This is a genomic window from Gayadomonas joobiniege G7, from assembly GCF_000300815.1.
Classification (GTDB): domain Bacteria; phylum Pseudomonadota; class Gammaproteobacteria; order Enterobacterales; family Alteromonadaceae; genus Catenovulum; species Catenovulum joobiniege.
Window position 1 is genome coordinate 416554 of sequence record NZ_AMRX01000001.1, and the last position, 24642, is coordinate 441195.

Sequence of the window (24642 nt, forward strand, 5' to 3'; positions counted from 1 at the left end):
TTTAATACTGTTTTACTTAATAGTTAGGACGCTGCACTCTATCTAACGGAATATCCGGAATTAGCTGTGCTGGGATCTCTAACTTTTTATCATCAGCGCCAGCGGCAAAATTGCTCAGGTTATATTTATTTTCAGTTGACCAATCCATCTCTACCCGTCCATCACCTAGAACTATGTTACCTAGTTTTTTTCTAAACCACTCAGCCAGTGGTTTGTACTCTAAAGTGTAAGCTAGGTTGTTGCGTTCATCTGGATCTTTACGCAAATCATATAATGCCATCTCTGCTTTTAATGGATGCGTTTCTAACGCCCAGCGAATATCATCATTTAACAAAGGCGCTTTGGCAGGTGTTCTGCGATCTCTACTGCGCATCGAAAACGCAAACTCATTACTACGTAGATAAGCTCTGTGACCACTGACTAAATTCATTTCACCTAAAATATAATCACGACGAAACTTTTTATCATTTGCCACCACAGCCAAGTCAGTACCATCTAAATAGTCATATTCAGGTTGTGTTAAATCCAAACCAGCGGCTGCCATGAAAGTTGGTGCAAAATCCACATACTCAACAAGCTTATCAACCACTTTGCCCGGCTGAAATGTTTTAGTATCAGATCCTGCGACAATAACAGCGCCATTTAACGATTGTTTCCATGACGCAAACTTAGCCATTATGCCTTGCTCACCTAAATGCCAACCATGATCGCCAACGGTAAATACAATTAAATAATCACGACCTTGTTTTTCAGAATATTCTTTAAATGATTTCACTGCTTGGCCAATTAAATGATCACCAAATGCAGTAAATGCATAATAATCTCGAATTGCCTGTTGCTTTTCAGCGTCCGTCATAGCATGCGTTTTAGATTCGTTAAAAATTTGCATTTGCTGAGGAACAAAGGTCGACATTTCTTCGGTATCAAACTTAGGCAAGTCATATACCTTATCTTTGAACATATCACGGAATTTTTTCGGTGGTAATACAGGCGTATGCGGCAGATGGAAACCTAAATTAACAAACAAAGGTTTGTCTGAGTTTGCCCCGGTGAGTTTTTTACCAAAATTAGATTGATATTCGCGATCACTGTTTTTAATGTAATTTTCGAACGCTTTTACAATGTATGCATCGACTGTTTTGTCTGCTGGTTGAGGGTTTTCACCACCTAGTATCAACCCTTTATTAATGCGAGTATACGCCCGTAAGATATCAAACTCTTTTTCTACTTTTTGTTTAATCGCTTGTTCTTCGTCATTTAATAAACGATCAGCTTTTGAAATAGTATAGGTAATGCTCTCACCATTCGCATAATTGACCGTTTCAGTAGCATCTCGGCGCAACAACAACGAATCTTTTAAACCATATGCACCAGTTGAGTGTAAACCACCTAAACCATTTGCATGCAAGTCGCGGTTAAACTCAATATCAAAATCAAAAATTTTACCCTTATAACCCGGGTATACGCTGATACCTAAATGTTGTTTACCAATAATGGCTGTACCATAACCTGCACTAGACAACTGTTGGGAGATGGCTGGCCGCGTAAAGTCAGCTTGCTGATGGGTCGCTTCCCATGCATATTTACCATTACGAAACGGGTAACGGCCGGTATGCATCGAAGTTCTTGATGGGCCACAGGCAGGCGACTGGTTATACGCTCGAGTAAATAAAACGCCCTCTTCTGCTAACTTGTCAATATTTGGCGAAGAAACATAACCAAGTTCACTATGATCTTTGCCCGTGGTGGCTCTGTTATAGGCTTGAATTGAATCAGGTCTGTGATCGTCAGTAATAATCCATAAAATATTGGGCTGTTGTTTAGCTGCTACTGTCATAGAAACAGTTAATGCTGCTATCCCGGCCAAGTAAGTTTTCATAAGCACTCCAGTATCGGAAAAAGTTGATATCAAATTATTGTCAACAATCACCAAAAATGACACTGAAAAGCAAAATAAACAACATTTTTTATACAGAAAAATTATCTAACTCAAAAAGGCCTTGATCATTTTTAGCGATTGCCACTGCATTAATCACTGCAGACATATTAAGAGGCCCATAAATATGTGGATATAAGCTATTCGCCGCGGTTTCCCATTTTATTGGAGCCGTGACTTCAGCCGACTCAACTTGCAACAATATAGGCAACTCAGTTTGCAGATAAAACTTATTAGCCACTCGGGTTAGATTGTTAGCACCACTAGCATGAATAAAACCTTCGTCTTGTAAGGAAGGTTTGTTTAATTCACCAACCTCAATGGCGGCTAAATACTCTTGTTGCGATACAATCACATAAATACTGGTTGACTGCATTATTCTCTTTGCTCCCAATTCATATGCAGCTAAAAAAAAGCCTGCCAGGAGTTGGCAGGCAAAAACGCAGTGTGGAGGAACTAGCTATTTTTTAACTCGGTAATCACTTTATCTAAACCAACCTCAGAAACACGGCGGGTAATTTCTTTTTGTTTGGCACCTAGCAATGAAATCCCTTCGGCGACCATGTCATATACTTTCCATTCCCCATCATTGCCTTGGCGAAGTTTAAACTGTAAATCAATTGCAGGCGCACTGCTGTCTAATAAGCGAGCTTTAACAGTGGCATATTTGCCGTCAATTTGCTGGCCAGCTTCATCAAAAATCACTTTTTGCCCTTTGTAACCCATTAATGCTGCGGCGTAGGTACTGCTTAAGTTTTCTTCGACGGCTGCCACAAACTCTGTTAATTGTTCTTTTTTAACGTTGCGGACATGTTTTCCCAATAACTTAAAAGAAACAAAGTTTAAATCAATATGAGGCAACAATTGGTTTTTAACTAATTGTTTAAGTTGATTTTTTTTATCTGCTTGGTCTGACTCAATTTGGCTTATCTCAGTAAACAACTGCTGACCAACCTTGCTTAATAGAGCATTTGGAGATTGTGCAGCCTGTAACACTGTAGAAAATAACAATGGTATTGCGACTAGTGCTGTCACTATATATTTTTTTAGAATGGTCATAAATTTAGCTCCGTTCAAATCAATAAGGCTATTATACCTAAATTACCCTTGCTCAATTAGCCCTTTACTAGAAACTAATTATTGCCGATTTGGCAACAATGACATCATTCTAATGAGTTAGTTATAGCTGAGAATTAGCGCAAGTACCTATTATTTTAAGAAGTATTTTTTTACTCGTATAGTGGAATCAGTGACCTTTATCGCAGCTTACTTTCCACATGAACGATTTGTTTGCCTCCTAAACCTCTCCCTAATTGTTTATCCAGCGCCGTTTTGACACTTTGCGCTGTAAACTCTACATCAAGCAACGGGCAAGGCATTAACTGGCCCGAGGCAACTTTTTCTAATAATGCGTTATTAAAAAACAGCATTCGTTGTTGTGCACATACGCTCTTCATTAACCAAGCGCCGGCCAAAGAAACAATGCAAATATTGGGTGCTTTTTTGTCTAATAGTTCTGGCGAAAGTTCAGTTAAACCATTTAAACAAGCAATGCGGCCACAAAATCTTAACCAAGCGATATTGCGCTCTGTATGATGTCCACCGAGCACATCAATGATAGCGTCAAACCCTTGTGGTCCAATGGATAAGTTTAATTGTTTATCAATGTTCGCTTGTGCTGGATCAAACACAGCTTCCACACCCAGTTTTTTTATCCGAGCATGATGCCGTTTACCCGCCAAGGCATATACACGAGCGCCTTTTAACTGTGCCAATTGAATAGCCAATTGGCCGACCGCACCGCCAGCACCATCAACCAGTAGCGTATCTCCCTCTTTTATTTGCACTTTTTCAAGCGCAATTTGCGCCGTCATACCACTAAAAGGCAGTGAGGCGGCCACCTCACTAGAAACCTCTTCTGGCACTATGCTAACCGCATGATTAGCAATGACCGCATATTCACTTAAGGTGCCTTGCCCTTGGATATCCGTGTGCCACATAACTCGCTGCCCAACTGTAGGCACTGTGCCCGGCTGTGCTTGTACCACAGTGCCGACTGCATCTAGGCCGGGAATATGGGGATATTGCCAACCGGCTAACCCTACTTTAGCCAGCTTACTATCGAGCGGATTCAAACCCACTTTTTCAACTTTTACTAAAACTTGACCCAATTGACACTCAGGCAATGGTAATTGCTTTTCGGATAATTGAAAATCATCCGCAGCTCTATCTAACACAATTGCTTTCATGGTTTTAGGGAATTGGGTCATTAATGTCACCTCACTGAGATAATAAAGTTCTACTCCAGCCGCCGCTAAAAGCTTTATAACCGGAAATTCGGGTTTGAATCAAATCAAGTTTGGCATCTAATGCATCACGCTCTGCTTGCAGGGCTTCTTGACGTGCATTTAGTAAGTCTAAATAAGGGACACTCCCCTCTTCGTAAAGCGCTTGAGCTTGTTCTAATGCATTTAACGCATGCATCACTCGCTGGCTCGAATAATCATTCAGTTGCGCACCATAATATAAGTTTTTAAGCGCGGTTTGTGCATCTGAGATCACATTCACCAAGGTATTTTCATACTCGGCATAGGCCGCTTTAGTTAACGCATGTTGGGCATTTGCCTGAGCCGTTAACGCAGGCCAGCTCAGAATCGACCAATTGATGCCAGGGCTTATCTGCCAGCTTTCTTTTCCAGACAAATTGTTTCCGTTTGGGTTCAATAAACCAGCAAAACCAGTCACGCTAATCGACGGATAAAGCGCCGCTTGGGCTGCATCATCTAACGCATACTGTTGAGCCAGCTCGTATAAAGCTAAATTAATTTCTGGTCTTAGTTTTACGGCTGCTTCTGGCTGATATATTTCAAATGGAATATCGACAGCATCATCCAACGCTGATTTCACAAAGGTTAAATTGATAGAATCAGCTGGGACGCCTAACAACACAGCTAAACTTGCTTGGCTTCTGAATAAGCTCTGCTGCACAATAGGCAGTAGTGTTTTTTGCTGATTGAGCTGCGCCAGTGTCCTTTCAACATCTAAGTTAGAAACAAAGCCTTCATCAACCCTAGCTTGCAACACCGCCAGGCTTTCTTCCAAAGCTTTAATTTGAGCTTGCACTAAGTTCAATTTTAGGCGGTTCCCTTGCCACTCATAATAACTGCGTGCAACACCCGTCACTATTTCAGCTTTAAGCTGAATACGCGCTTCAGCGGCTTGGTAAGTTTGTGCTTTAGCGGCATTAACCAAGGATGATATCCGACCAAACAGGTCTAGTTGCCATGTCGCTGACAACCCTACGCTGGTTTGCTCTGTGATCTGACCGCTCACTTTTTGACGCTCAAATTCAGCCGCGAGTCCGCCTTGCGGTAGCTGCTGATTTTCTTGGTATCCTAATTGCGCTAAGCTCGCACGGTACCTATAGTCAGCCGCTTGCAGTGCATGATTATCGTTCAGGGCTTGAGCGATTAAACGATTTAGTTCACTATTTTGATAAAACTGCCACCATAAACCCTGCTCTGTTACTGCTTGCTGCTCTAAATAGGCTTGGCTGGCAAAATAAGCATGATTTTGACTTTCAACCAACTCATGTGATTTAAAATTGGCGCAACCGGCCAGCAGCAAAGCTGCGGCCATAGCTGTTAATGGTGTTTTTAACAAACTCATAATTATACTTCCTTCTGGTTTGTTTGCACTTTGCTCTCGCGAGCCACTAAAGCGTAAAAAACAGGGGTAAATAACAAACCAAATAAGGTCACGCCTATCATCCCAGAAAATACAGCGATTCCCATTGCTTGACGCATCTCAGCCCCAGCGCCTGAAGCTAACACCAGAGGAATGACACCGGCAGTAAAAGCAATAGAAGTCATTAATATAGGCCGTAAACGCAAGCGTCCGGCATGAATAATAGCTTGTAATCGGGTCATACCTGTCTCTTGCTGCTCTTTAGCAAACTCAACCATCAAGATGGCGTTTTTACAAGCCAGTGCAACCAGAACAATTAAACCTATTTGAGTAAAAATATTATTATCACCCGACATTAACCAAACCCCCAATAGCGCCGAGAATATGGTCATAGGTACAATTAGAATGATAGCTAGCGGTAATCGTAAACTTTCGTACTGAGCGGCTAACACCATAAAAACTAATAACACCACCAGCGGAAAAATATATACCATAGTATTACCCGCTAAAATTTGCTGATAGGTTACTTCAGTCCACTCAAATGCCATGCCCTCAGGTAATTGCTCAGCTAAAACCGCTTCAATTGCTTGTTTCGCTTGATCACTGCTGTAACCTGGTGCTGGATTACCATTCAGTTCGGCACTTGGATAACCGTTATAATGCATCACCTGATCAGGCCCTGTGGTCGGCGTGGCTTTTAATACCGCCCCCAAGGGCACCATATCACCAGCACTGTTTCGAACTTTTAGGTTAAGTATTTGTTTGGCATCCAGACGGTACTCTGCGTCGGCCTGTGCATTCACCTGATAAGTGCGCCCAAACATATTAAAGTCGTTTACATACACAGAACCTAAATACACTTGCAGCGCTTCAAACACACCGTTTAATGGGATCCCTTGCAATAACGCTTGCTCGCGATCGATTTCAATATCCATTTGGGGTACCTGAATACGAAAGCTTGAAAATAAGCCCATAAGTTCAGGTCTTTGGTTGCCAGCCGCTATCACCTTTTGCAAAGTGCCAAACAAGGTTTCAAAACCTAAGTTCCCTCTGTCTTCTAATTGCAATTTAAAACCACCCGTTGTCCCCAAACCTAAAATTGGTGGGGGTGGGAACACTGCCACAAAAGCTTCGTCAATCACTGCATAGCGCTTATTTAATTCAGCAGCAATAGCGCCGGCTGACATTCCCGGTCCCTGACGGTCACTAAAGTCTTCTAGCGGGGTAAAAACCACTGCACTATTTGGACTGTTGATAAAACCATTGACTGATAGCCCAGGAAAACCAACTGAGTTTGCTACACCAGGCACATTCCCAGCTATTTCTGACATTTGTCTAACAACCGCCTCAGTGCGATCTAAACTAGATGCGTCCGGCAATTGAGCAATAGAAACTAGATACTGTTTATCTTGCGCTGGAATAAACCCGCCAGGCACTGCATTAAACAAAGAGACAGTCGACCCCAGCAAAGCAACATATAACACAGCAACGATAATGCTGAATCTAACAAGTTTTTTAATGGTTGCCTGATACGCATTGGATGCTTTATCAAACATACGGTTGAACGGTTTAAATAACCAGCCACCAAATAATTTATTCATTACCCGTGTTAAAAGATCCGGTTTAGCATGATGCGGCTTTAATAAAATAGCCGATAATGCAGGGGACAAGGTTAATGAGTTAATTGCAGAGATAATGGTTGATATTGTGATAGTTAATGCAAACTGCTTATAAAACTGCCCAGACAAACCAGTGATAAAGGCGGTTGGAATAAACACAGCACATAACACCAAAGCAATCGCAATGATAGGTCCTGTTACTTCGCTCATCGCAACCCGAGTGGCTTCCATCGGGGACAGTCCATTTTCAATGTTGCGCTCAACATTTTCTACTACCACGATTGCATCATCAACAACTATCCCTATCGCCAACACCAAACCAAACAGTGACAAGGTGTTAATGCTCACCCCCAACCATTGCATCACCGCAAAGGTACCAATGAGCGAAACAGGGACTGCTATCAAAGGAATTATAGAGGCGCGCCATGTTTGTAAAAACAATACAACAACAATAACAACAAGAACAATTGCTTCTAATAAGGTTTTAATCACGGCTTCGATAGAGCCGCGAACAAAAACGGTTGGATCATAAACTATGTCATACGTCATGCCCGCCGGAAAATCTTTTGCGAGTATTGCCATGGTGCTTCTAACTTCATCCGACAACTCAATAGCATTTGAACCTGGACGCTGGAAGATAGGCATAGCCACAGCTTGTTGACCATTGAGTAGAGAACGCAAAGCGTAAGAATCTTGCCCGATTTCAACTCTGGCAACATCTTGCAAACGAGTAATAGCCCCACGCTCACCCACTTTTACAATCACTTGTTCAAATTCTTTTATGCTTTGTAAGCGACCTTTAACATTTAATAATATTTGAAACTTTGCCGAATTAGGGACTGGCTGCGAACCTAAAGATCCCGCAGCGACCTGCTGGTTCTGCTCGCGTAAAGCAGCAATAACATCACCGGCCGTGATCTGACGAGCTGATAGCGCATCTGGATCTAACCAGACACGCATGGCATATTTACCACCACCAAATACGCGGACGTTTCCTACCCCACCAATTCGAGCAATTTGGTCTTTAACATATAAATCAGCGTAATTTGATAAATAATCTGAGGTGCGGCTCTCATCTGGCGAGTATAAATGCACCACCATAGTTAAATTGGGCGATGATTTTTCTGCCACCACACCCAGCCGCTGAACTTCTTGCGGTAAACGAGGGATCGCTGAATTAACACGGTTTTGCACACGTTGCTGGGCTTTATCTAAATCTGTGCCTAACGCAAAGGTTACCGTCAATGTCATGCGGCCATCACTGGTCGCTTGTGAAAACATATATAACATGTTTTCAACACCATTAATTTCTTGTTCTAATGGCGTAGCAACTGTTTCCGCTATAACCTTGGGGTTAGCACCCGGATAATTGGCAGTCACCACTACCGTTGGCGGCACCACTTCTGGATATTCGCTAATAGGTAAATTAAATAGAGAAATGGCACCGCCAATTAAAATAATAAGTGACAGCACGGCGGCAAAAATCGGCCGCTTAATAAAAAAGTGCGAAAAATTCATAAACTAAGCCTTTTTATTGTGCAGCGGCCAAAACTGGCTCTTTATTATCGTAAAATAATGTCAGCGCAATTTCAGATGTGTCTAATTCAATCATCTGGGGATTAATTGGCATGCCAGGACCGACTCGAGCCGGTCCTTTTACTGCAATTTTATCGCCTGCTTTTAAACCGGTTAAAATAGCGCGAAAGTCACCGTAGCGGTCGCCTAATTCAACGGGTCGATATTGCAGGGTATTATTTTCATCTACCGTTAAAACAAAACGGTTTTTTAAATCTGTACCTAATGCGGTTTCAGGAATTAATACTTGTTCGGTGGCCATTTGGCTAGCAACCCGAATGCGTGCAAATGAACCGGCTCTAAGCTGATTTTCGCCATCAACAAACGAAGCTCTCACTCTGAGCGTGCCCGTAGCCGGGTCTATTTGATTGTCGATAAAGTCGATTTTCCCTTGTTTTGAAAACTCATCACTGCCTAATTGCTGCATGGCAACTCTGATACCTTGTTGAGCAGATGCGTTGGCAAAATGCTGATTCCAAGTTCGCTCGTCGATATCAAAATAAGCAAACATTTTTTGATTTGAAACAATTCGAGTTAGCACACTTTGATTAGCCGTTACCGTATTACCTTTAGTAATCTCTGCACGTGAAATCAGACCATCAATTGGCGAGGTAATTTCAGTAAACTCTAAATTCAACTGTGCCAGTTTAAGTTGGGCTTGAATCGCAGATAGTGAGGCCTGTGCCTGTTTAACCGCGGTTTCGCGAGACTCGGCATCTTCGGCAGAAATGGCATTACGTGCTTTTAAGCGCTGTGAGCGCGCTGCTTCATTGCGAGCTTGTTCCAATAACGCTTGGGCGTTATCTAACTGAGCTTGCAAACGATCCACTTCAGCGACGAATGGACGAGGGTCTAACTTAAATAATAATTGCCCTTGGCTTACCTGTTCACCTTCAACAAATTCAACACTATCGACCACACCTGAAACACGCGGGCGCAGTGCAATTTGTTGCGGCGACTCCAACCTAGTTGTATAAGTAAACCAACTCTGTACTGGTTGTTGAACCACAGCAGCCACTTCAATTGGCAAAGCTGGAGCGGCAGATTGGGTTGCACTCGCTGATGAATCAGCTTGGCTGCATGCATTCAACAACAACGCGCTAACGGCCACAAAAACACTGGTTATATATCGTTTTGTTCTAAACATTTGGTACCTCCATAGAATATTACATATATGGTAGGGAAAAGCAGAACAAACAAATAGACAGCAAAAGTAAACTCATTAGTGCCATAACGGCAACAATAGAGTAGAATCGCTAAAATATTAGATGTTTGGTATTTTTTTTAGAGGTTTTACAGGTGGATATTACCAATAAGCTGATGATATTTTTAGAAGTTGTTGAGCAGGGTTCCCTTGCCCGGGCAGCCGAACTTAGAAATGTAGATCGCTCTGTAGTTTCTAAACAGCTAAACAAATTAGAAGAGGAACTTGGGGTGCGTTTGCTTAATCGCTCGACACGTTCTTTTTCACTGACAGCGGCGGGGGCGGAAATGGTAAAAAAAGCCAAGGAGCTAAGGCTAATGTTAAGTGAAACCGTGCAAATTGCTGAAAATTACCATAGCGAACCCAGAGGCCTACTCAAGCTCACCAGCTCTTCCATCTTGGGTAAACGTTATATTCAACCAGTTATTAATGATTTTCAAAAACGCTTTCCACAAGTGGAAGTCGAGTTAAGGCTCGAAGACAGGGTGGTTGATATTGTAGGTGAAGGTTATGATCTGGCTTTTAGGGTTGGCCCACCGCGTGACTCTAATTTAATCGCACGCCCACTCGCCCGCACTCGTTTACTTATTTTGGCAGCTCCTGAATTTATTCAAACCTATGGCGAGCCAAAAACGATTGAAGAATTAGCAGAGCTGCCAGCCGCAATTTATGCCGGTGATTCTAAAAAAGTGCATGAGTTATTACATATAGATAAAAATGGCAAAGAAGTTGCCACACCTATGCGCAGTGTATACCGCGCCAATGATGGTGAACTATTGCTTGCTAAAGTCATCTCAGGTACCGCTTATACCGCAGTACCCGCATTTATTGTGAACGATGAAATCATCAAAGGATCCCTTATTCCTATCATGCAGCATATCCACCTGCCTGAATATCATAAGATGAATGTGGTATACCCCCACCGAGGTTTACCCGCTCGCTCGCAGCTTTTTTTTGATGCAGTGAAAGAATATATAGGCTCGGAGATCCCAATTTGGGAGCATAATATTCCGGGATTCGAAAAAATGTACGGTCACAAACCAAGTTAGTGCAAACACACCAAAATGGTGCAAAATATCAAGTTAGCGAACCCAGCTAGACTTTTATAAAACAGGGAATCATAGGCTAAACGACTGAGTTTTAATATTTTTATCTACAATTTTAAAACTTGGAACAAGATCTGCATAGTTCTATTCAGCAGGAGCTCATTTAAATTGAGCCGACTTCACCAAAGAGATATCTAGGGTTCCGACTGTTTATCAGTGACTGGTCCGAGAGTTATCAACCCAGGTGACTGTGGTAACACAGGTTGCTATTTGCAGGGGTTACACGGCGGGACAAAAGCCCGGGAGGATAAATTTAAATGAGCCTCCCTGTGCCCGAAAACCGTGTAAACTTTGGAGAATGCAACTATGAAAGCCATAAAAACCCTTACGCTCGCACTTGCTTTACTCACCTCATTTAACTCGTTCGCAAAAGATAAATTTTCTGTTTGTTGGTCAATTTATGCTGGCTGGATGCCTTGGGAATATGCCAACAGTCACGGCATTATAAAAAAATGGGCTGATAAATATGATATCGAAATCGAAGTTGTGCAAATTAACGACTACATAGAATCGATCAACCAATACACTTCAGGTCAGTTTGATGCCTGCACTATGACAAACATGGATGCGCTAACCATACCAGCCGCCAGTTTTGTCGACAGCACCGCCTTAATTGTCGGTGACTATTCTAACGGTAATGATGGCGTTGTACTTAAAGGCAAAAATAGCCTTAAAGATATTAAAGGCCAACAAGTTAACCTGGTTGAGCTATCTGTTTCACACTACTTTTTAGCACGAGCGCTAGAATCAGTTGGTTTGACAGAGCGTGATATTAAAGTAGTTAACACAGCTGATGCTGATTTAGTTGCAGCCTATTCAACCAACGATGTAACTGCTGTGGTCACTTGGAACCCTATGTTGTCAGAAATTATTAAACAACCTGACGCGAACTTAGTTTATACCTCAAAACAAATTCCTGGTGAAATTCTAGATATGATGGTTGTTAACACAGCAACGTTACAGGCCAATCCAGAACTAGGAAAAGCGTTAACCGGCGCTTGGTACGAAACACTCGCGTTAATGAATGACGATAAAGTGCTTTCGCATATGGCAGACGCTTCAGGTACAGATCTCGCCGGTTACAAAAACCAAGTTGCCAGCACCTACCTGTTTTATAAAGCCCAAAATGCGCTTGATTTTGTAACCAGCAAAGAACTGCCAGATCTGTTAAAAAAGGTTGCTGACTTCTCTTTTGACCATGGTTTATTAGGCGAAGGCGCGCCAGATGCAGGTTTTATAGGCATTGAAACGCCAGCCGGTATTGTTGGTGACAGTAATAATATTCAGCTTAGATTTGATGCCAGCTTCGTAAAAATGGCAGCCGAAGGCAAACTATAAATAGTTAGGGGTCGCGATTATGAAACGTCTCATGAATCTGGAACCTTCGCGCCCCGTGCGACTGTTCCTCACCCTGCTGCCTTTTATCTTGTTGCTACTTCTATATTGGAGCGCATCAGATGCAAGGCTCGCAGAAAACCCGAATGACCGTCTGCTGCCCAGCTTTACTCAAATAGCAGACGCTATCGATCGCTATGCCTTTACCGAAAGCAAACGCACTGGTGAATATTTATTTTGGCAAGATACCAGTGCCAGCTTATCGCGTATTTTAACAGGCATCGCAATCAGTGCACTGGCTGGCCTGCTGGTTGGTTTATTAACGGGTATTTTACCAACGGTGCGAGCAGGATTTTCACCGTTAGTCACTGTCATCTCGCTAATTCCGCCGATGGCTATCTTACCCATTCTTTTTATTACTTTTGGGCTAGGTGAGCTATCTAAAATGATGTTGGTGATCATTGGCACTGCGCCAGTAATTATGCGCGACATTCAAGCTCACGTAGAGCAACTACCCAGCGAACAATTAATAAAAGCACAAACCCTCGGGGCTTCAACTTGGTTGGTGACCTTGCGTATTATTTTGCCGCAGATAATGCCTAGATTAATTGCATCTGTTCGTTTGTCACTCGGCGCCGCTTGGTTATTTTTAATTGCGGCCGAAGCCATTGCCGCGCAAGACGGTTTAGGTTACCGGATATTTTTAGTTCGTCGTTATATGTCGATGGATATTATTTTACCGTACGTTTTTTGGATCACGACACTGGCTTTTGCCATGGACTTTAGTCTGCGCAAAATATCAGAGCTCTGTTTTCCGTGGTTTCATCAGGAGGCCGGCAAATGAGTTTTTTACAAATAAAAAATGTCTGGAAATCCTACGGTGATGCACAAATTTTAGAGCGCTTATCAGTAGATGTAGAGGCAGGTGAGTTTGTTTCTATGGTGGGCGCATCAGGTTGTGGCAAAACGACCCTGCTAAAAATGATTTTAGGCAGCGAACAACAAACCCGCGGCGAAATTTTGTTAGAAGGCAAACCCTTGGTTGCTGAGCCTGATGCTGAGCGCGGCATTGTTTTTCAGCGTTATTCGGTTTTTCCTCACTTAACTGTGCTAAAAAACGTGATGCTGGCAGATGAAGTGGCCAATGCCCCGATTTTAGGTCGCTGTTTTGGCGCTAAAAAGCGACAAATCAAAGATAAAGCTATGCAGTTTATCGAAGCGGTTGGTTTAAACCATGCGCTGGATAAATACCCGCACCAACTTTCTGGAGGCATGCAGCAACGCTTGGCAATCGCCCAAGCATTAATGAAATCTCCAAAAATTTTATTGCTTGATGAGCCGTTCGGGGCACTTGATCCTGGCATCACTCAAGATATGCACAAGTTGGTGCGCGAAATATGGCAAAAAAACAAACTTACTATATTTATGGTAACTCACGACATTCAAGAAGGTTTTGAATTGGGTTCTCGTTTATGGGTGTTTGACAAAGTTCGTCATGATCCACAAGCACCAAACGCTTACGGGGCCCAGATCACCTACGACTTAAAATTGGATCGACAAACTAAAGATGCTGGTCTGCAGCAGATTTCAGCCAATATGACTCAAAAGGAGGTCACTAAACCATGATTTTATATCAAGACACGCTACCCGGTGGTAAACACTGGTCAATGCGGATGCGTCGCGGCACTAGTTTACGTTTAATTGATATTGAAGGCGGTGCCAATGTCGGCATGTTGTTCTACAACCCTGAAAACCTTTTAGAGCGTTACAACGCACCCGATACACTAAAGTGCCAACACACTTTTAAGCTCACTCGTGGCCATTGTTTATATTCGGATATGGGGCGCATTTTTTGCTCAATCACCGAAGATACGTTTGCGTGGCATGATACTTTGTCGGGTAACCTGCATGCCAAACATGTTACAGCAAAATATGGCAAACGCGATTACCAAACCGATCGCAATAACTGGTTACAAAATGGCCATGATGCTTTTTTGGTTGAAGCCGCTAAATATGGGTTAAATCAACAAGATCTTGCAGCCAACCTGAATTTATTTAGCAAAGTCAGCCCAGATGAAAACGGCAAGCTGATTTATCATGCAAACGCTTCAAAAGCCGGTGATTTTATTGAGTTGAGGTTTGAAATGGATACATTGGTATTAATGCACACCTGCCCGCATCCTCTAAACCCTGCCAGTGAATATCCGTTTAAGCCGGTTGAATATCAGATTAAAAAATCAGCCCCAGTCGCTGACGATGATTTTTGCAAAAACCTGTGTGGTGAAAACCAACGTGGTTTCGAAAACAACCGACTTTACCACTTAGGTTTATAACAGAAGGAAGATAACCGTGATTGTAGAAAGTGAATTGAAAGCCGAAAACGCTGTGGTCAGCGATACGGTTGATGCTGGCGATTATTACCTTAAAGTGATTAAAAAAGGCCAAATTGTTCGCATCTTAGATGTAGAAGGTAACCAAGCCGCAGATACTTTATTTTATAGTGCCGCAGATCCGGCAGAACGTTATAGCGCCACCGACACCATACGTGAGCAAGGCCAAGTATACCTAACTGCGGGTAGTGTACTTTTGTCTAACCATATGAACCCTATGTTAAAAATAGTGGCTGATACCTGTGGTCGTCACGACACTATAGGCGGTGCTTGTGCGACTGAAAGTAACACAGTACGTTATGCATTAGACAAAAAATGCATGCATGCCTGCCGCGATAGCTGGTTGTTAGCGATTGCTGAAAACGAAGAACTGGGTTTGTCAAAAAAAGACATCACCCACAACATTAACTTTTTTATGAATGTCCCTGTCACGCCTGAAGGCGGTTTAAGCTTTGCTGACGGTATTAGTGGAGCAGGCAAATATGTTGAACTAGAAGCTTTGATGGACACCATCATCCTAATCTCAAACTGTCCACAACTTAATAACCCATGCAACGCATATAACCCGACTCAAATTCAAGTACTGGTCTGGGATCAATAAGTAACTGTTAAATTTTTGGTATCAGGACGGCCTGTTTACCAACTAAAAAGTTTTTCGCGGGACGACCCGCATTTGGGAGTCTGTCATCATGTTTTCTAAAGTATTAATCGCTAACCGTGGCGCTATCGCTTGTCGAATTATTCGCACATTAAAAAAACTTGGTATCAAAAGCGTTGCTGTTTACGCAGAAGCCGATCGTGAATCTTTACATGTTAGTGCCGCCGATGAAGCCTATAGTTTAGGCGAAGGTGCTGCAGCCACCACCTACCTTGATCAAGATAAAATAATAAAAATATGCCAGCAAACTGGCGCTCAAGCCGTGCATCCAGGTTATGGTTTTTTAAGCGAAAACGCACAATTTTCCGATCGCCTTAAACAAGAAAATATTACTTTTATCGGGCCTCGTGGCCAGCAAATGTTAGAGTTTGGTTTAAAACATGAAGCGCGCGCACTCGCCGAAAAAGCTGGGGTACCATTAGTACCCGGCAGTGGATTATTAGAAGACATCAGCGAAGTAAAATCTTTCGCCCTACAAGTTGGCTATCCTGTGATGCTAAAAAGTACTGCTGGTGGCGGCGGCATCGGCATGCAAAAATGTGACAGCGAAGCCGAATTAGAAAAAGCCTTTAAAAATGTTAAACATTTAGGCGCACAAAACTTTGCCAATGATGGTGTATTTTTAGAAAAATTTGTTGAAAAAGCGCGCCATATCGAAGTACAAGTTTTAGGGAATGGTAGCGGACAAGTAGTCACTTTAGGTGAACGGGATTGTTCTAGCCAGCGCCGTAACCAAAAAGTCATTGAAGAAAGTCCAGCACCTAATCTGCCAGAAGACACTCGCCAAGCGATGTTTGCGACGGCTAAAGCTTTAATGCAATCTATTCATTATTTAAATGCGGGCACCGTTGAATATATTTACGACCATGACGCTGACCAGTTTTACTTTTTAGAAGTAAACACACGCTTACAGGTTGAACACGGTGTAACAGAAGCTTGTTACAATATCGATCTGGTTGAGTGGATGTTAAAAATAGCAGCCAACGAAGGTACAGACCTATCTGAACTTGCACAATTAAGCCCCCAAGGTCATGCTATTCAGGCACGGGTTTATGCCGAAAATCCGATGAAAAACTTTCAACCAGCGGCTGGTTTATTAACTCAGGTTGAATGGCCTAAAGCAGATGGCCTTAGAATTGATCACTGGTTAGAAGCCGGTATTCAAGTTTCGCCATTTTTTGATCCTATGCTGGCCAAAGTTATCACCCATCAAAATAGTCGTGAAGAGGCCATTCAGGCCCTCGACGAAGCACTGGCTGACAGCCAGATTTACGGCATAGTCACCAACATAGATTACGCCAGACAAATTTTAGCGTCACAGCCTTTTGTTGATGGCAAAATATTTACCCGCACGCTCAATGACTTTACGGCCAGTTATACCGGCTTTGAAGTGATTAAATCTGGCACTATGACCACGATCCAAGATTACCCCGCACGCGAAGGTTACTGGAGCATAGGGATCCCACCTTCTGGGCCTTTTGATTTTTATTCGTTTAAATTAGCAAACCGACTGTTAAACAACCCGGAGGATGCGGCCGGCCTAGAGATCACCATTCAAGGACCAAGCCTTAAGTTTTATGCCGATACCCAAGTGGCTGTCTGTGGTGCTCAAATTGACATCAAACTGGACGACCTCGAGTGTCAGGCGAATCAGGTTATAAATATAAAAGCGGGTCAAACCTTACAGTTAGGACAAGTCAAAAATGCCGGTGCTCGTGCGTATTTAGCGATAGCAGGTGGTATTCAATGCCCCGATTATTTAGGCAGTAAAAGCACCTTTACGTTAGGTCAGTTTGGTGGCCACAGCGGCCGTGCTCTGCGAGTCGGTGACTTTTTACAGCTACTACCACTTATTCAATCACAAGAGATAATTACAGCGGATAGCCAAGTTCAGGCTGACATTAACCATGAGTGGACCTTGCGGGTAATCTATGGGCCGCACGGCGCACCAGACTTTTTTACCGAAGCGGATATAAAAACCTTTCAGCAAAGTGAATGGAAAATTCACTATAACTCCAGCCGCACAGGGATACGCTTAATCGGCCCAAAACCAGAGTGGGCGAGAGAAACGGGTGGTGAAGCTGGCTTACACCCGTCAAATATTCATGACAATGCGTATGCGTTTGGTACCGTCGATTTTACCGGCGACATGCCTGTCATTTTAGGTCCTGATGGGCCAAGTTTGGGTGGATTTGTTTGCCCTTTCACTGTGATCAGTGCTGACTTGTGGAAATTAGGCCAGCTAAAAGCCGATGACAAAGTTAGGTTTGAGGTGGTCGATATAACCAGCGCCAATCAGATTGAACGTGCCCAGGCTGAACAAATTGAATTGCTGAAACCCGTTCCTGTTGAGTACCAACAAGTACCTATTACAAGCCCTATTTTAGATACTTTAACGACAGAAGATGGTGAGCCGGATCTGGTATTTAGGCAGGCAGGTGATAAGTTTTTATTGGTTGAATACGGCGAACTTGTACTTGATTTAACGTTACGAGCACGAGTGCAAGCCTTGCTCGAGGCAGTACAAGCAGAAAAAATTTCAGGTGTTCTAGAACTGACTCCAGGCATACGTTCGCTGCAAGTTCATTACGATAGTTTAATACTGCCTGTCAGTGATCTAATTGAGCGCATTAAGCAGCTTGATCTTAAACTGGGTGATACCCGCCAACTAACCTTTAAATCTCGAATCGTGCACTTACCGCTATCGTGGGACGATGAAGCATGTCGAACAGCAATCGAAAAATACATGCAATCGGTCCGTCCAGATGCACCTTGGTGCCCGTCGAATTTAGAATTTATTAAACGAATTAATGGTCTTGATAGTATTGAACAAGTTAAAAAGATTGTATTTGATGCCAGCTATTTAGTATTGGGGCTAGGTGATGTGTATTTAGGCGCACCTGTCGCGACCCCTCTTGATCAATGTCATCGGTTGGTGACCACTAAATACAACCCAGCACGAACTTGGACCGCTGAAAATTCAGTGGGTATTGGCGGTGCTTATATGTGTATTTACGGCATGGAAGGTCCAGGCGGATATCAATTTGTTGGCCGCACAGTGCAGATGTGGAATCGCTACCGACAAACTCAGGCATTTGAGCAGCCTTGGTTATTAAGATTTTTTGATCAGATCCGTTTTTATCCAGTCAGCCATGATGAACTAAACCAAATGCGGGCAGATTTTCCAACCGGTCGCTGGACACCGAAAATTGAAGAAAGCGAAATTTCGATGCCAGAGTTGAGCCGCCAATGGGCAGAGCGAGAAGCTGAAATAAGAGCCTTTACTGAGCAGCGGGAACAGGCATTTGCTGCCGAAATGGCCGAATGGAAACGCACAGGGCAACTCAATTACCAATACCAAGAAGCACAAGCCGATAAAACGGATGCAATCGAGCTTAGCGAGAACCAGTTTTTAGTGGAATCAAACGCCGGTGGCAGTGTTTGGCAGCTCGTCGCCAATGCTGGAGATACAGTGGATGCCGCCCAAACATTAGCCGTTTTAGAATCAATGAAAATGGAAATTGATATCCCTGCACCAGAAAAAGTCAAAGTGGTTAAGGTTTTGGTTAAAGCAGGCCAACAAGTACAGGCTGGTCAGGCATTAATGGTATTGGAAACAATCGAATAGGATAAATACAATGACAATACAACTTGATATCAATAGTTTACATGCCGCTTATAAAAGTGGCGAAAGCACACCGGCTGAGCTGATCACTGATTTATTAACCAAAGCTAAACAACAACAGAATGTTTGGATTTATTTATTAAATGATGACGAGCTCAAACCCTATTTAGACGCATTAGTGGACAAGTCACCCGAAACACATCCTTTATATGGTGTGCCCTTTGCGATTAAAGATAATATTGATTTAGCGGGTGTTCCAACCACAGCTGCTTGTGCAGAGTTCGCCTATACCCCCGAAACCTCTGCATTTGTCGTCGAGCAGCTCATTGCTGCTGGCGCTATTCCGCTGGGTAAAACCAATTTAGACCAATTTGCAACGGGTCTGGTGGGTACCCGTTCACCATATGGTGAAACCCCCAATGCGTTTAACCCTGAATATATTTCTGGCGGTTCGAGCTCTGGCTCAGCGGTGGCTCTGGCTGCTGGTGTTGTGAGTTTTTCACTGGGTACGGATACGGCCGGTTCAGGCCGTGTTCCGGCCTGCTTTAACAACTTGGTTGGTTTAAAACCAAGCAAAGGTTTATTATCTACCTCTGGTGTTGTGCCTGCTTGTCGCAGCTTAGACTGTGTCAGCATTTTTGCATTAACAGCGAGTGATGCCAGACAAGTATTTAACGTAACAAGCGTATTTGACGCATCAGACGAATTTGCTCGCCCAAACCCGCTATACAACCAAACTGGCTCCACAGTTGCACCTCAATTTACGTTTGCGATACCCAAAGCCGAACAATTGGCATTTTTTGGTGATTCAATTTATCAACAAGCATTTGCCGATTCGGTTAAACAATTGGAAGCCTTGGGGGGGAAAAAAATAGAGCTTGATTTTGAGCCTATGCTACAGGCAGCCAAATTACTATACGAAGGGCCATGGGTGGCTGAACGCTGGTTAGCAACTCAAGACATACTCCTTAAAAATCCAGAAGCTATGCTCGACGTCACCCGAACGATAATTAGTGCGGGCGATAAAGCAAATGCGACCGATATGTTTGCAGCCCTTTATAAATTACAAAAACTCAAACGCCAAGCCGACCAGATCATAATAAAAGCTGACTTTATGGTCACCCCAACGGCTGGCCGTCATTACACCCGAGCAGAACTTGCCGAGCAACCGATAACCTACAACTCTAACTTAGGTTATTATACTAATTTTATGAACCTGTTAGATTTTAGTGCAATTGCCGTACCAACGCAGCTGATTAACGGTAAACGCCCCTTCGGCATAACATTGTTTACCTCTGCTTTATCCGATCAAAACCTGCTAACGTACGCTGAGCGCATTCATCAAGCCTGCTCACTACCGTTAGGTGCAACCGATTGGCAACTGCCCGCCAACCAGCCACAAACCAGCGCAGCAACTGGCTATTTAGACTTGGTGGTCTGCGGCGCACACTTGTCGGGCATGCCGTTAAATATTCAACTGCAACAAAGACAAGCTGTATTAGTAGAAACCACAACCACAGCCGCTCACTACCAAATGTATTCTGTGGCGGGTCAAGTTGAACGCCCGGCATTAATTCGTAGTGAACAAGGTTATGCATTCGAAGTTGAAGTTTGGCGACTACCGATTGAGCATGTTGGTAGCTTTTTACAAGGGATTGCAGCGCCGCTGGGACTTGGCAAAGTTGAATTAGCGGATGGCCGCTGGGAAACAGGTTTTATTGCCGAAGCCACTGCCGCCACCGGCAACAATATTAGTAAATACGGCAGCTGGCGAAAATACCAAGCTGCCGTCTAATTGAGATCACAAGACGTCATTTGTTAAATAAAACTGGGTATGCCTCTGTGTAGACCCAGTCTTTGTCTTTAACGGGTACATGACAACCTAAACAATCGGTTTGATAGTTAGTTGATAGATTTTTGGCCGGATCGTCAGGCTTGTATAACGCCCACCCCCAGCCTTCCCCCCAGTTAGGATGATCATTAAAACGATTTTTACTGTCTTTAACCATCACAAACCATTGTTTAACATCGGTTGCAAAACTCACATTACTGCCCGTCGTATAATCTTTTTTAATATCTGCTCTAAGCTCCTTAATCAGTACAGCACCATCAGGAAAGTGCCCCTGATTTTGAAAATACTCAACCGCATCTTTGGTCGTAAAAACACTATGAAATCCACTGGCACCGCCGCTTGGCACAAACCAAGCACCAAGATGAACCATATTTAGCTCAAAATTTTTCGGCAAGCTGATGTTCCCCTTTTTATCTACATAAGGGGAAAACTCGCCGGCGCTGGCCGTTAACCCAATAGATGAGAGCAGTATAAAAACGATAAATAAAAAAGTTTTGTAAAACATAAAAACCTCCTGCTAGTGCGATTAGTTTTTATAACTATTAGACAATTTAGACTCAAAACCACCACTTGCTATTTTTCCTTTACCCTTACCAGCGCTTAATACTGGGTAGTACTGGGTAAAGACAAAATCATCGGCTGCAGCGGCTTTGTGACATGAGTTGCAGGACGCGGCTGGAAAAGCTTTTGCCGTTTCAGTTAAACTTTTATGATCCGGTGTTGAAAAGGTAAAGTACGCCCAGTTGCCAGGTTCATTTGGAAAATCTGTTTTACTTTTTATGGTGGCTTCCAGTCCGATATATTCCCCTTGAAAATAGCCATTACCACTCACTGCGACTTTAGAACCATTGCTCACTAGTTCTTTAACTAAAATAGTGCCATCTCTGAATTTGCCGGTTTTTTTCCAATAATCCCAACTGGCCGGATCGATATAAACATTATGGTGCTCTGGAAAAGCGGCTTTACCATTGTTCATATCATTGGGGGTTACCGGCGTACCCACATAAACCCACTCACGATAGCCCGTTGGTCGCTCTAACTGACCATCTTTAATAGTGTAAGCAGGATCTGCCTGAGCAGAAAAACTGAATAACGAAAACATAGAAACTAGCGCAGTAGCGCCTACTAGATTTTTTAACATACCCACCTCGAGTTTGTTTTAATTAGAAATAAAAACTCGTAAGCCTGTATCTGATGAACAACGACAGAAAATGCGACAGGAACCGCTAGAGAAGAGAATTAATGGCTGGCTGTTTGACCAGCCATTATCACCTTGAATATAGATGAGTTTGTTTAAAAAGCGAACAATTTTAAAAAGTAAATGCAAGCTGCACACCGGCAGCCCCTTTACGGTCATCGGCGTACTGTGCACCAATGTTTATGTGCAGTACATCAAATGGGCTCAAGCCGATACCCGCAGTGTATTTATCTTCATAGTTGCTTTCTAAATCAGAAGCAAAACCGACGCGTAATTGCGCCCAGCGGTATAAATCAAATTCTGCACCAATAGAGGCATATTGGCTATCGTCTTTTTCTGATTCAAGAAATCTTTCTTCTGCCATTAACTCAACATCAGCGGCTAAGGTCACAAAACGGTTTTGATAGGCAATACCCACAGCAGCCTGAGGAGATACTTTATAAGTCACAGTTTCACCGCCAACTTCAATTGGTTGTGATTCAACTTCACCGCCTAACACGTTGCGAGCCGATAAACCTACTGTCCAGCTTTCGCTAAGCTGGTAAACAACACCTAAATCTAGGTTAAACTGAGTGTCGTCTGCTAAATACTGATCTTCATCAAAGTCTTCGTCATCAAAATCTGAAATAGAATCTTGGTAATTAAAGACGTCAATGCGCTGAGCTTTTAACGTAGTACCAAATGCAAATTGATGACCATCAATTTGATATTTATTAGCATAAGTTAAACCTGCATCAACAACCGCCGCAGCAATAATGCCAGCTTTAGAGTCTAAGTTATCTAATTGTTCTTCTAATTCTTCAACGGTTTCGGCGTCATTTAAACCAACAATATCGCCATCATCAATATCCGTCACACCGATTAAATCTAAGTTACCTAATACTGACAATGAAAAAGAACCCGCGCCTGTATGTGTTGCTATTACAGTTCCTAGGTTCACACCTAATAAAATTTCGCCTTCAGTTTTTGCAAAATCAGCCACAACCTGATCACGAGCGGCTTTTACTTGCTCGGCATCTTCAACGTTTTGTGAACCTGAGGCATTATCAATGGCTTCGTCTAATTCATCAATAGAGTCTTGCAAATCGTCAATTGAATCAAATAACTCATCTGGATCTTCAGCACGCGCGCTAAAGTTTGGCAGCATAAAACCAAAATCGTCGCTTTCACGCGCTTGTGATGATAATAACGCTGGGTTACCCGACGGCGCATTTAAATAATGGCCACCCACAGTATTTACACCACCTAAGCCCATGTTTCTTGCATCCCCACTTGCCAGAGCAGGCAGACTGACTGTTGCAACCACAGCGGCAACTGCGGTTAGTTTTCCGTATCTTTTTATCATTTTATTTTCCTCAAATAACAACTACAGGACAGATGCATCAAAAAGTCATTTTTTAATGCTGAATTTAAGTATACTCAGCCAGTTAAAAAAGACCATGAGTAATTATTGAAACAATCCGCTATACTGCCGCTTTTTTAACAACCAAGAAGATCACCATGACCATAAATAGCCTAACATTGGCGCCTATGGAAGGGGTCGTTGACCATGCAGTAAGGGCACTGCTTAGTGACATTGGTGGTTTTGATCTCTGTGTGACTGAGTTTTTGCGCGTTAGCCAAGGCCTACTCCCCGCCCGCAGTTTTTACCGCTTGGCGCCTGAGTTGCAGCTCAATAAGGGACATACACCATCAGGTACTAAAATAAGGGTACAGCTATTAGGCAACCAGCCTTCTTATCTTGCTGAAAATGCGTATCGAGCAATTGAATTAGGCTCGCATGGTGTTGATTTAAACTTTGGCTGTCCAGCAAAAACCGTAAACAACTCCAAAGGAGGGGCGGTTTTGTTGCAAGAACCAGAAACTTTATACCAAATTATAAAAGCGGTTCGCGAGGCTGTTCCGCGTGAACATATTGTCAGTGCCAAAATCCGTTTGGGTTATGAAAACAGCGAGTTATTCGAACAAAATGTACAAGCAGTCGTCGAGGCAGGTGCTAGCGAGTTGGCGATTCATGCAAGAACCAAACAAGATGGCTATAAACCCCCTGCCTATTGGTCTGAGATCAAAAAAATCTTACCCCTTAGCCGAATACCTATCATTGCTAATGGCGAAGTTTGGACACGTCAGGATGCGTTTAACTGTATAGCTAAAAGCGGCTGCAATCGTTTAATGACCGGGCGCGGTGTCCTTGCCATGCCAAATTTGGCACAAGTGATTAAACACAATGCTACCCCTTACACATGGGCTCAAGCGGTGCAGGTATTAATTGACTATAGTGAGCATGCCAACGAGCAAGGAAAAGGTTTATATTATGCAAACCGGGTAAAACAGTGGTTAAAATACCTCAAAATAAGCTATCCTCAAGCAAGCGAGTTATTGCAGCAGATCCGAAAACTCAATAATAAAGCTGACATTTTAAAATATTTACAATCAACCTTAGCCACACGGAGTTAA

At 43.0% G+C, this 24642-nt stretch carries 19 protein-coding genes and 1 riboswitch; of the genes, 9 read left to right on the forward strand and 10 right to left on the reverse strand.

What is annotated here, in order from left to right; all coding sequences use genetic code 11:
- Window positions 1-16: 16 nt before the first annotated feature.
- The 7 genes from C727_RS0102025 to C727_RS0102055 form a co-directional block, all read right to left on the reverse strand.
- Window positions 17-1879 carry a sulfatase-like hydrolase/transferase gene (locus tag C727_RS0102025; RefSeq protein WP_017443955.1) on the reverse strand — a complete coding sequence of 621 codons (1863 nt, stop codon included), beginning with the start codon at window positions 1877-1879 and terminating at the stop codon, window positions 17-19.
- An 88-nt stretch (window positions 1880-1967) separates the two neighbouring features.
- On the reverse strand, window positions 1968-2312 hold the full coding sequence (locus tag C727_RS0102030) for a DUF952 domain-containing protein (protein WP_017443956.1): 345 nt from the start codon (window positions 2310-2312) through the stop codon (window positions 1968-1970).
- 80 nt (window positions 2313-2392) lie between these two features.
- Complete coding sequence (locus C727_RS0102035) at window positions 2393-2995, reverse strand: MlaC/ttg2D family ABC transporter substrate-binding protein (protein WP_017443957.1); 603 nt, start codon at window positions 2993-2995, stop codon at window positions 2393-2395.
- 197 nt (window positions 2996-3192) lie between these two features.
- Window positions 3193-4206 carry a zinc-binding dehydrogenase gene (locus tag C727_RS0102040; protein WP_017443958.1) on the reverse strand — a complete coding sequence of 338 codons (1014 nt, stop codon included), beginning with the start codon at window positions 4204-4206 and terminating at the stop codon, window positions 3193-3195.
- A gap of 10 nt (window positions 4207-4216) precedes the next feature.
- Window positions 4217-5605, reverse strand: a complete 1389-nt coding sequence (locus C727_RS0102045) for a TolC family protein (protein WP_017443959.1) — start codon at window positions 5603-5605, stop codon at window positions 4217-4219.
- Between the two features lie 2 nt (window positions 5606-5607).
- Entirely contained in the window at window positions 5608-8760 is a 3153-nt protein-coding gene (locus C727_RS0102050; RefSeq protein WP_017443960.1) for an efflux RND transporter permease subunit, read from the reverse strand.
- Between the two features lie 13 nt (window positions 8761-8773).
- Entirely contained in the window at window positions 8774-9964 is a 1191-nt protein-coding gene (locus C727_RS0102055) for an efflux RND transporter periplasmic adaptor subunit (RefSeq protein ID WP_017443961.1), read from the reverse strand.
- A gap of 152 nt (window positions 9965-10116) precedes the next feature.
- On the opposite strand from C727_RS0102055, the gene C727_RS0102060 reads away from it, so the two are divergent.
- The 8 genes from C727_RS0102060 to atzF all read left to right on the forward strand — a co-directional run bounded on the left by C727_RS0102060 (window position 10117) and on the right by atzF (window position 20930).
- On the forward strand, window positions 10117-11070 hold the full coding sequence (locus C727_RS0102060) for a LysR family transcriptional regulator (RefSeq protein ID WP_017443962.1): 954 nt from the start codon (window positions 10117-10119) through the stop codon (window positions 11068-11070).
- 180 nt (window positions 11071-11250) lie between these two features.
- Window positions 11251-11375: riboswitch (guanidine-I (ykkC/yxkD leader) on the forward strand.
- Window positions 11376-11433: 58 nt separating this feature from the next.
- Entirely contained in the window at window positions 11434-12465 is a 1032-nt protein-coding gene (locus tag C727_RS0102065) for a putative urea ABC transporter substrate-binding protein (protein WP_017443963.1), read from the forward strand.
- 19 nt (window positions 12466-12484) lie between these two features.
- Window positions 12485-13306 (forward strand): ABC transporter permease, encoded by an 822-nt coding sequence (locus C727_RS0102070; protein WP_017443964.1) that lies wholly within the window; start codon window positions 12485-12487, stop codon window positions 13304-13306.
- Window positions 13303-14088, forward strand: coding sequence for an ABC transporter ATP-binding protein (locus C727_RS0102075; RefSeq protein ID WP_017443965.1), 786 nt, complete (start codon window positions 13303-13305; stop codon window positions 14086-14088). The genes C727_RS0102070 and C727_RS0102075 overlap by 4 nt, the downstream gene beginning before the upstream one ends.
- Window positions 14085-14795 carry an urea amidolyase associated protein UAAP1 gene (locus tag C727_RS0102080; RefSeq protein ID WP_017443966.1) on the forward strand — a complete coding sequence of 237 codons (711 nt, stop codon included), beginning with the start codon at window positions 14085-14087 and terminating at the stop codon, window positions 14793-14795. Before C727_RS0102075 ends, C727_RS0102080 begins: the two co-directional genes overlap by 4 nt.
- Window positions 14796-14811: 16 nt before the next feature.
- Window positions 14812-15453: an urea amidolyase associated protein UAAP2 gene (locus C727_RS0102085; protein WP_017443967.1), complete on the forward strand. Its 642-nt coding sequence runs from the start codon at window positions 14812-14814 to the stop codon at window positions 15451-15453.
- Between the two features lie 88 nt (window positions 15454-15541).
- Window positions 15542-19138: an urea carboxylase gene (gene uca / locus C727_RS0102090; RefSeq protein WP_017443968.1), complete on the forward strand. Its 3597-nt coding sequence runs from the start codon at window positions 15542-15544 to the stop codon at window positions 19136-19138.
- Window positions 19139-19148: 10 nt separating this feature from the next.
- On the forward strand, window positions 19149-20930 hold the full coding sequence (gene atzF / locus C727_RS0102095) for an allophanate hydrolase (RefSeq protein WP_017443969.1): 1782 nt from the start codon (window positions 19149-19151) through the stop codon (window positions 20928-20930).
- Window positions 20931-20946: 16 nt separating this feature from the next.
- Here the strand turns inward: atzF and C727_RS0102100 are convergent, their stop codons facing one another.
- From C727_RS0102100 to traF, 3 genes are all read right to left on the reverse strand, one after another.
- Window positions 20947-21492 (reverse strand): cytochrome P460 family protein, encoded by a 546-nt coding sequence (locus C727_RS0102100; RefSeq protein ID WP_017443970.1) that lies wholly within the window; start codon window positions 21490-21492, stop codon window positions 20947-20949.
- 21 nt (window positions 21493-21513) lie between these two features.
- Window positions 21514-22128 carry a cytochrome P460 family protein gene (locus C727_RS0102105; RefSeq protein WP_017443971.1) on the reverse strand — a complete coding sequence of 205 codons (615 nt, stop codon included), beginning with the start codon at window positions 22126-22128 and terminating at the stop codon, window positions 21514-21516.
- Between the two features lie 169 nt (window positions 22129-22297).
- Window positions 22298-23530 (reverse strand): conjugal transfer protein TraF, encoded by a 1233-nt coding sequence (gene traF / locus C727_RS0102110; RefSeq protein WP_017443972.1) that lies wholly within the window; start codon window positions 23528-23530, stop codon window positions 22298-22300.
- A 155-nt stretch (window positions 23531-23685) separates the two neighbouring features.
- On the opposite strand from traF, the gene C727_RS0102115 reads away from it, so the two are divergent.
- Window positions 23686-24642 (forward strand): tRNA-dihydrouridine synthase, encoded by a 957-nt coding sequence (locus C727_RS0102115; protein ID WP_017443973.1) that lies wholly within the window; start codon window positions 23686-23688, stop codon window positions 24640-24642.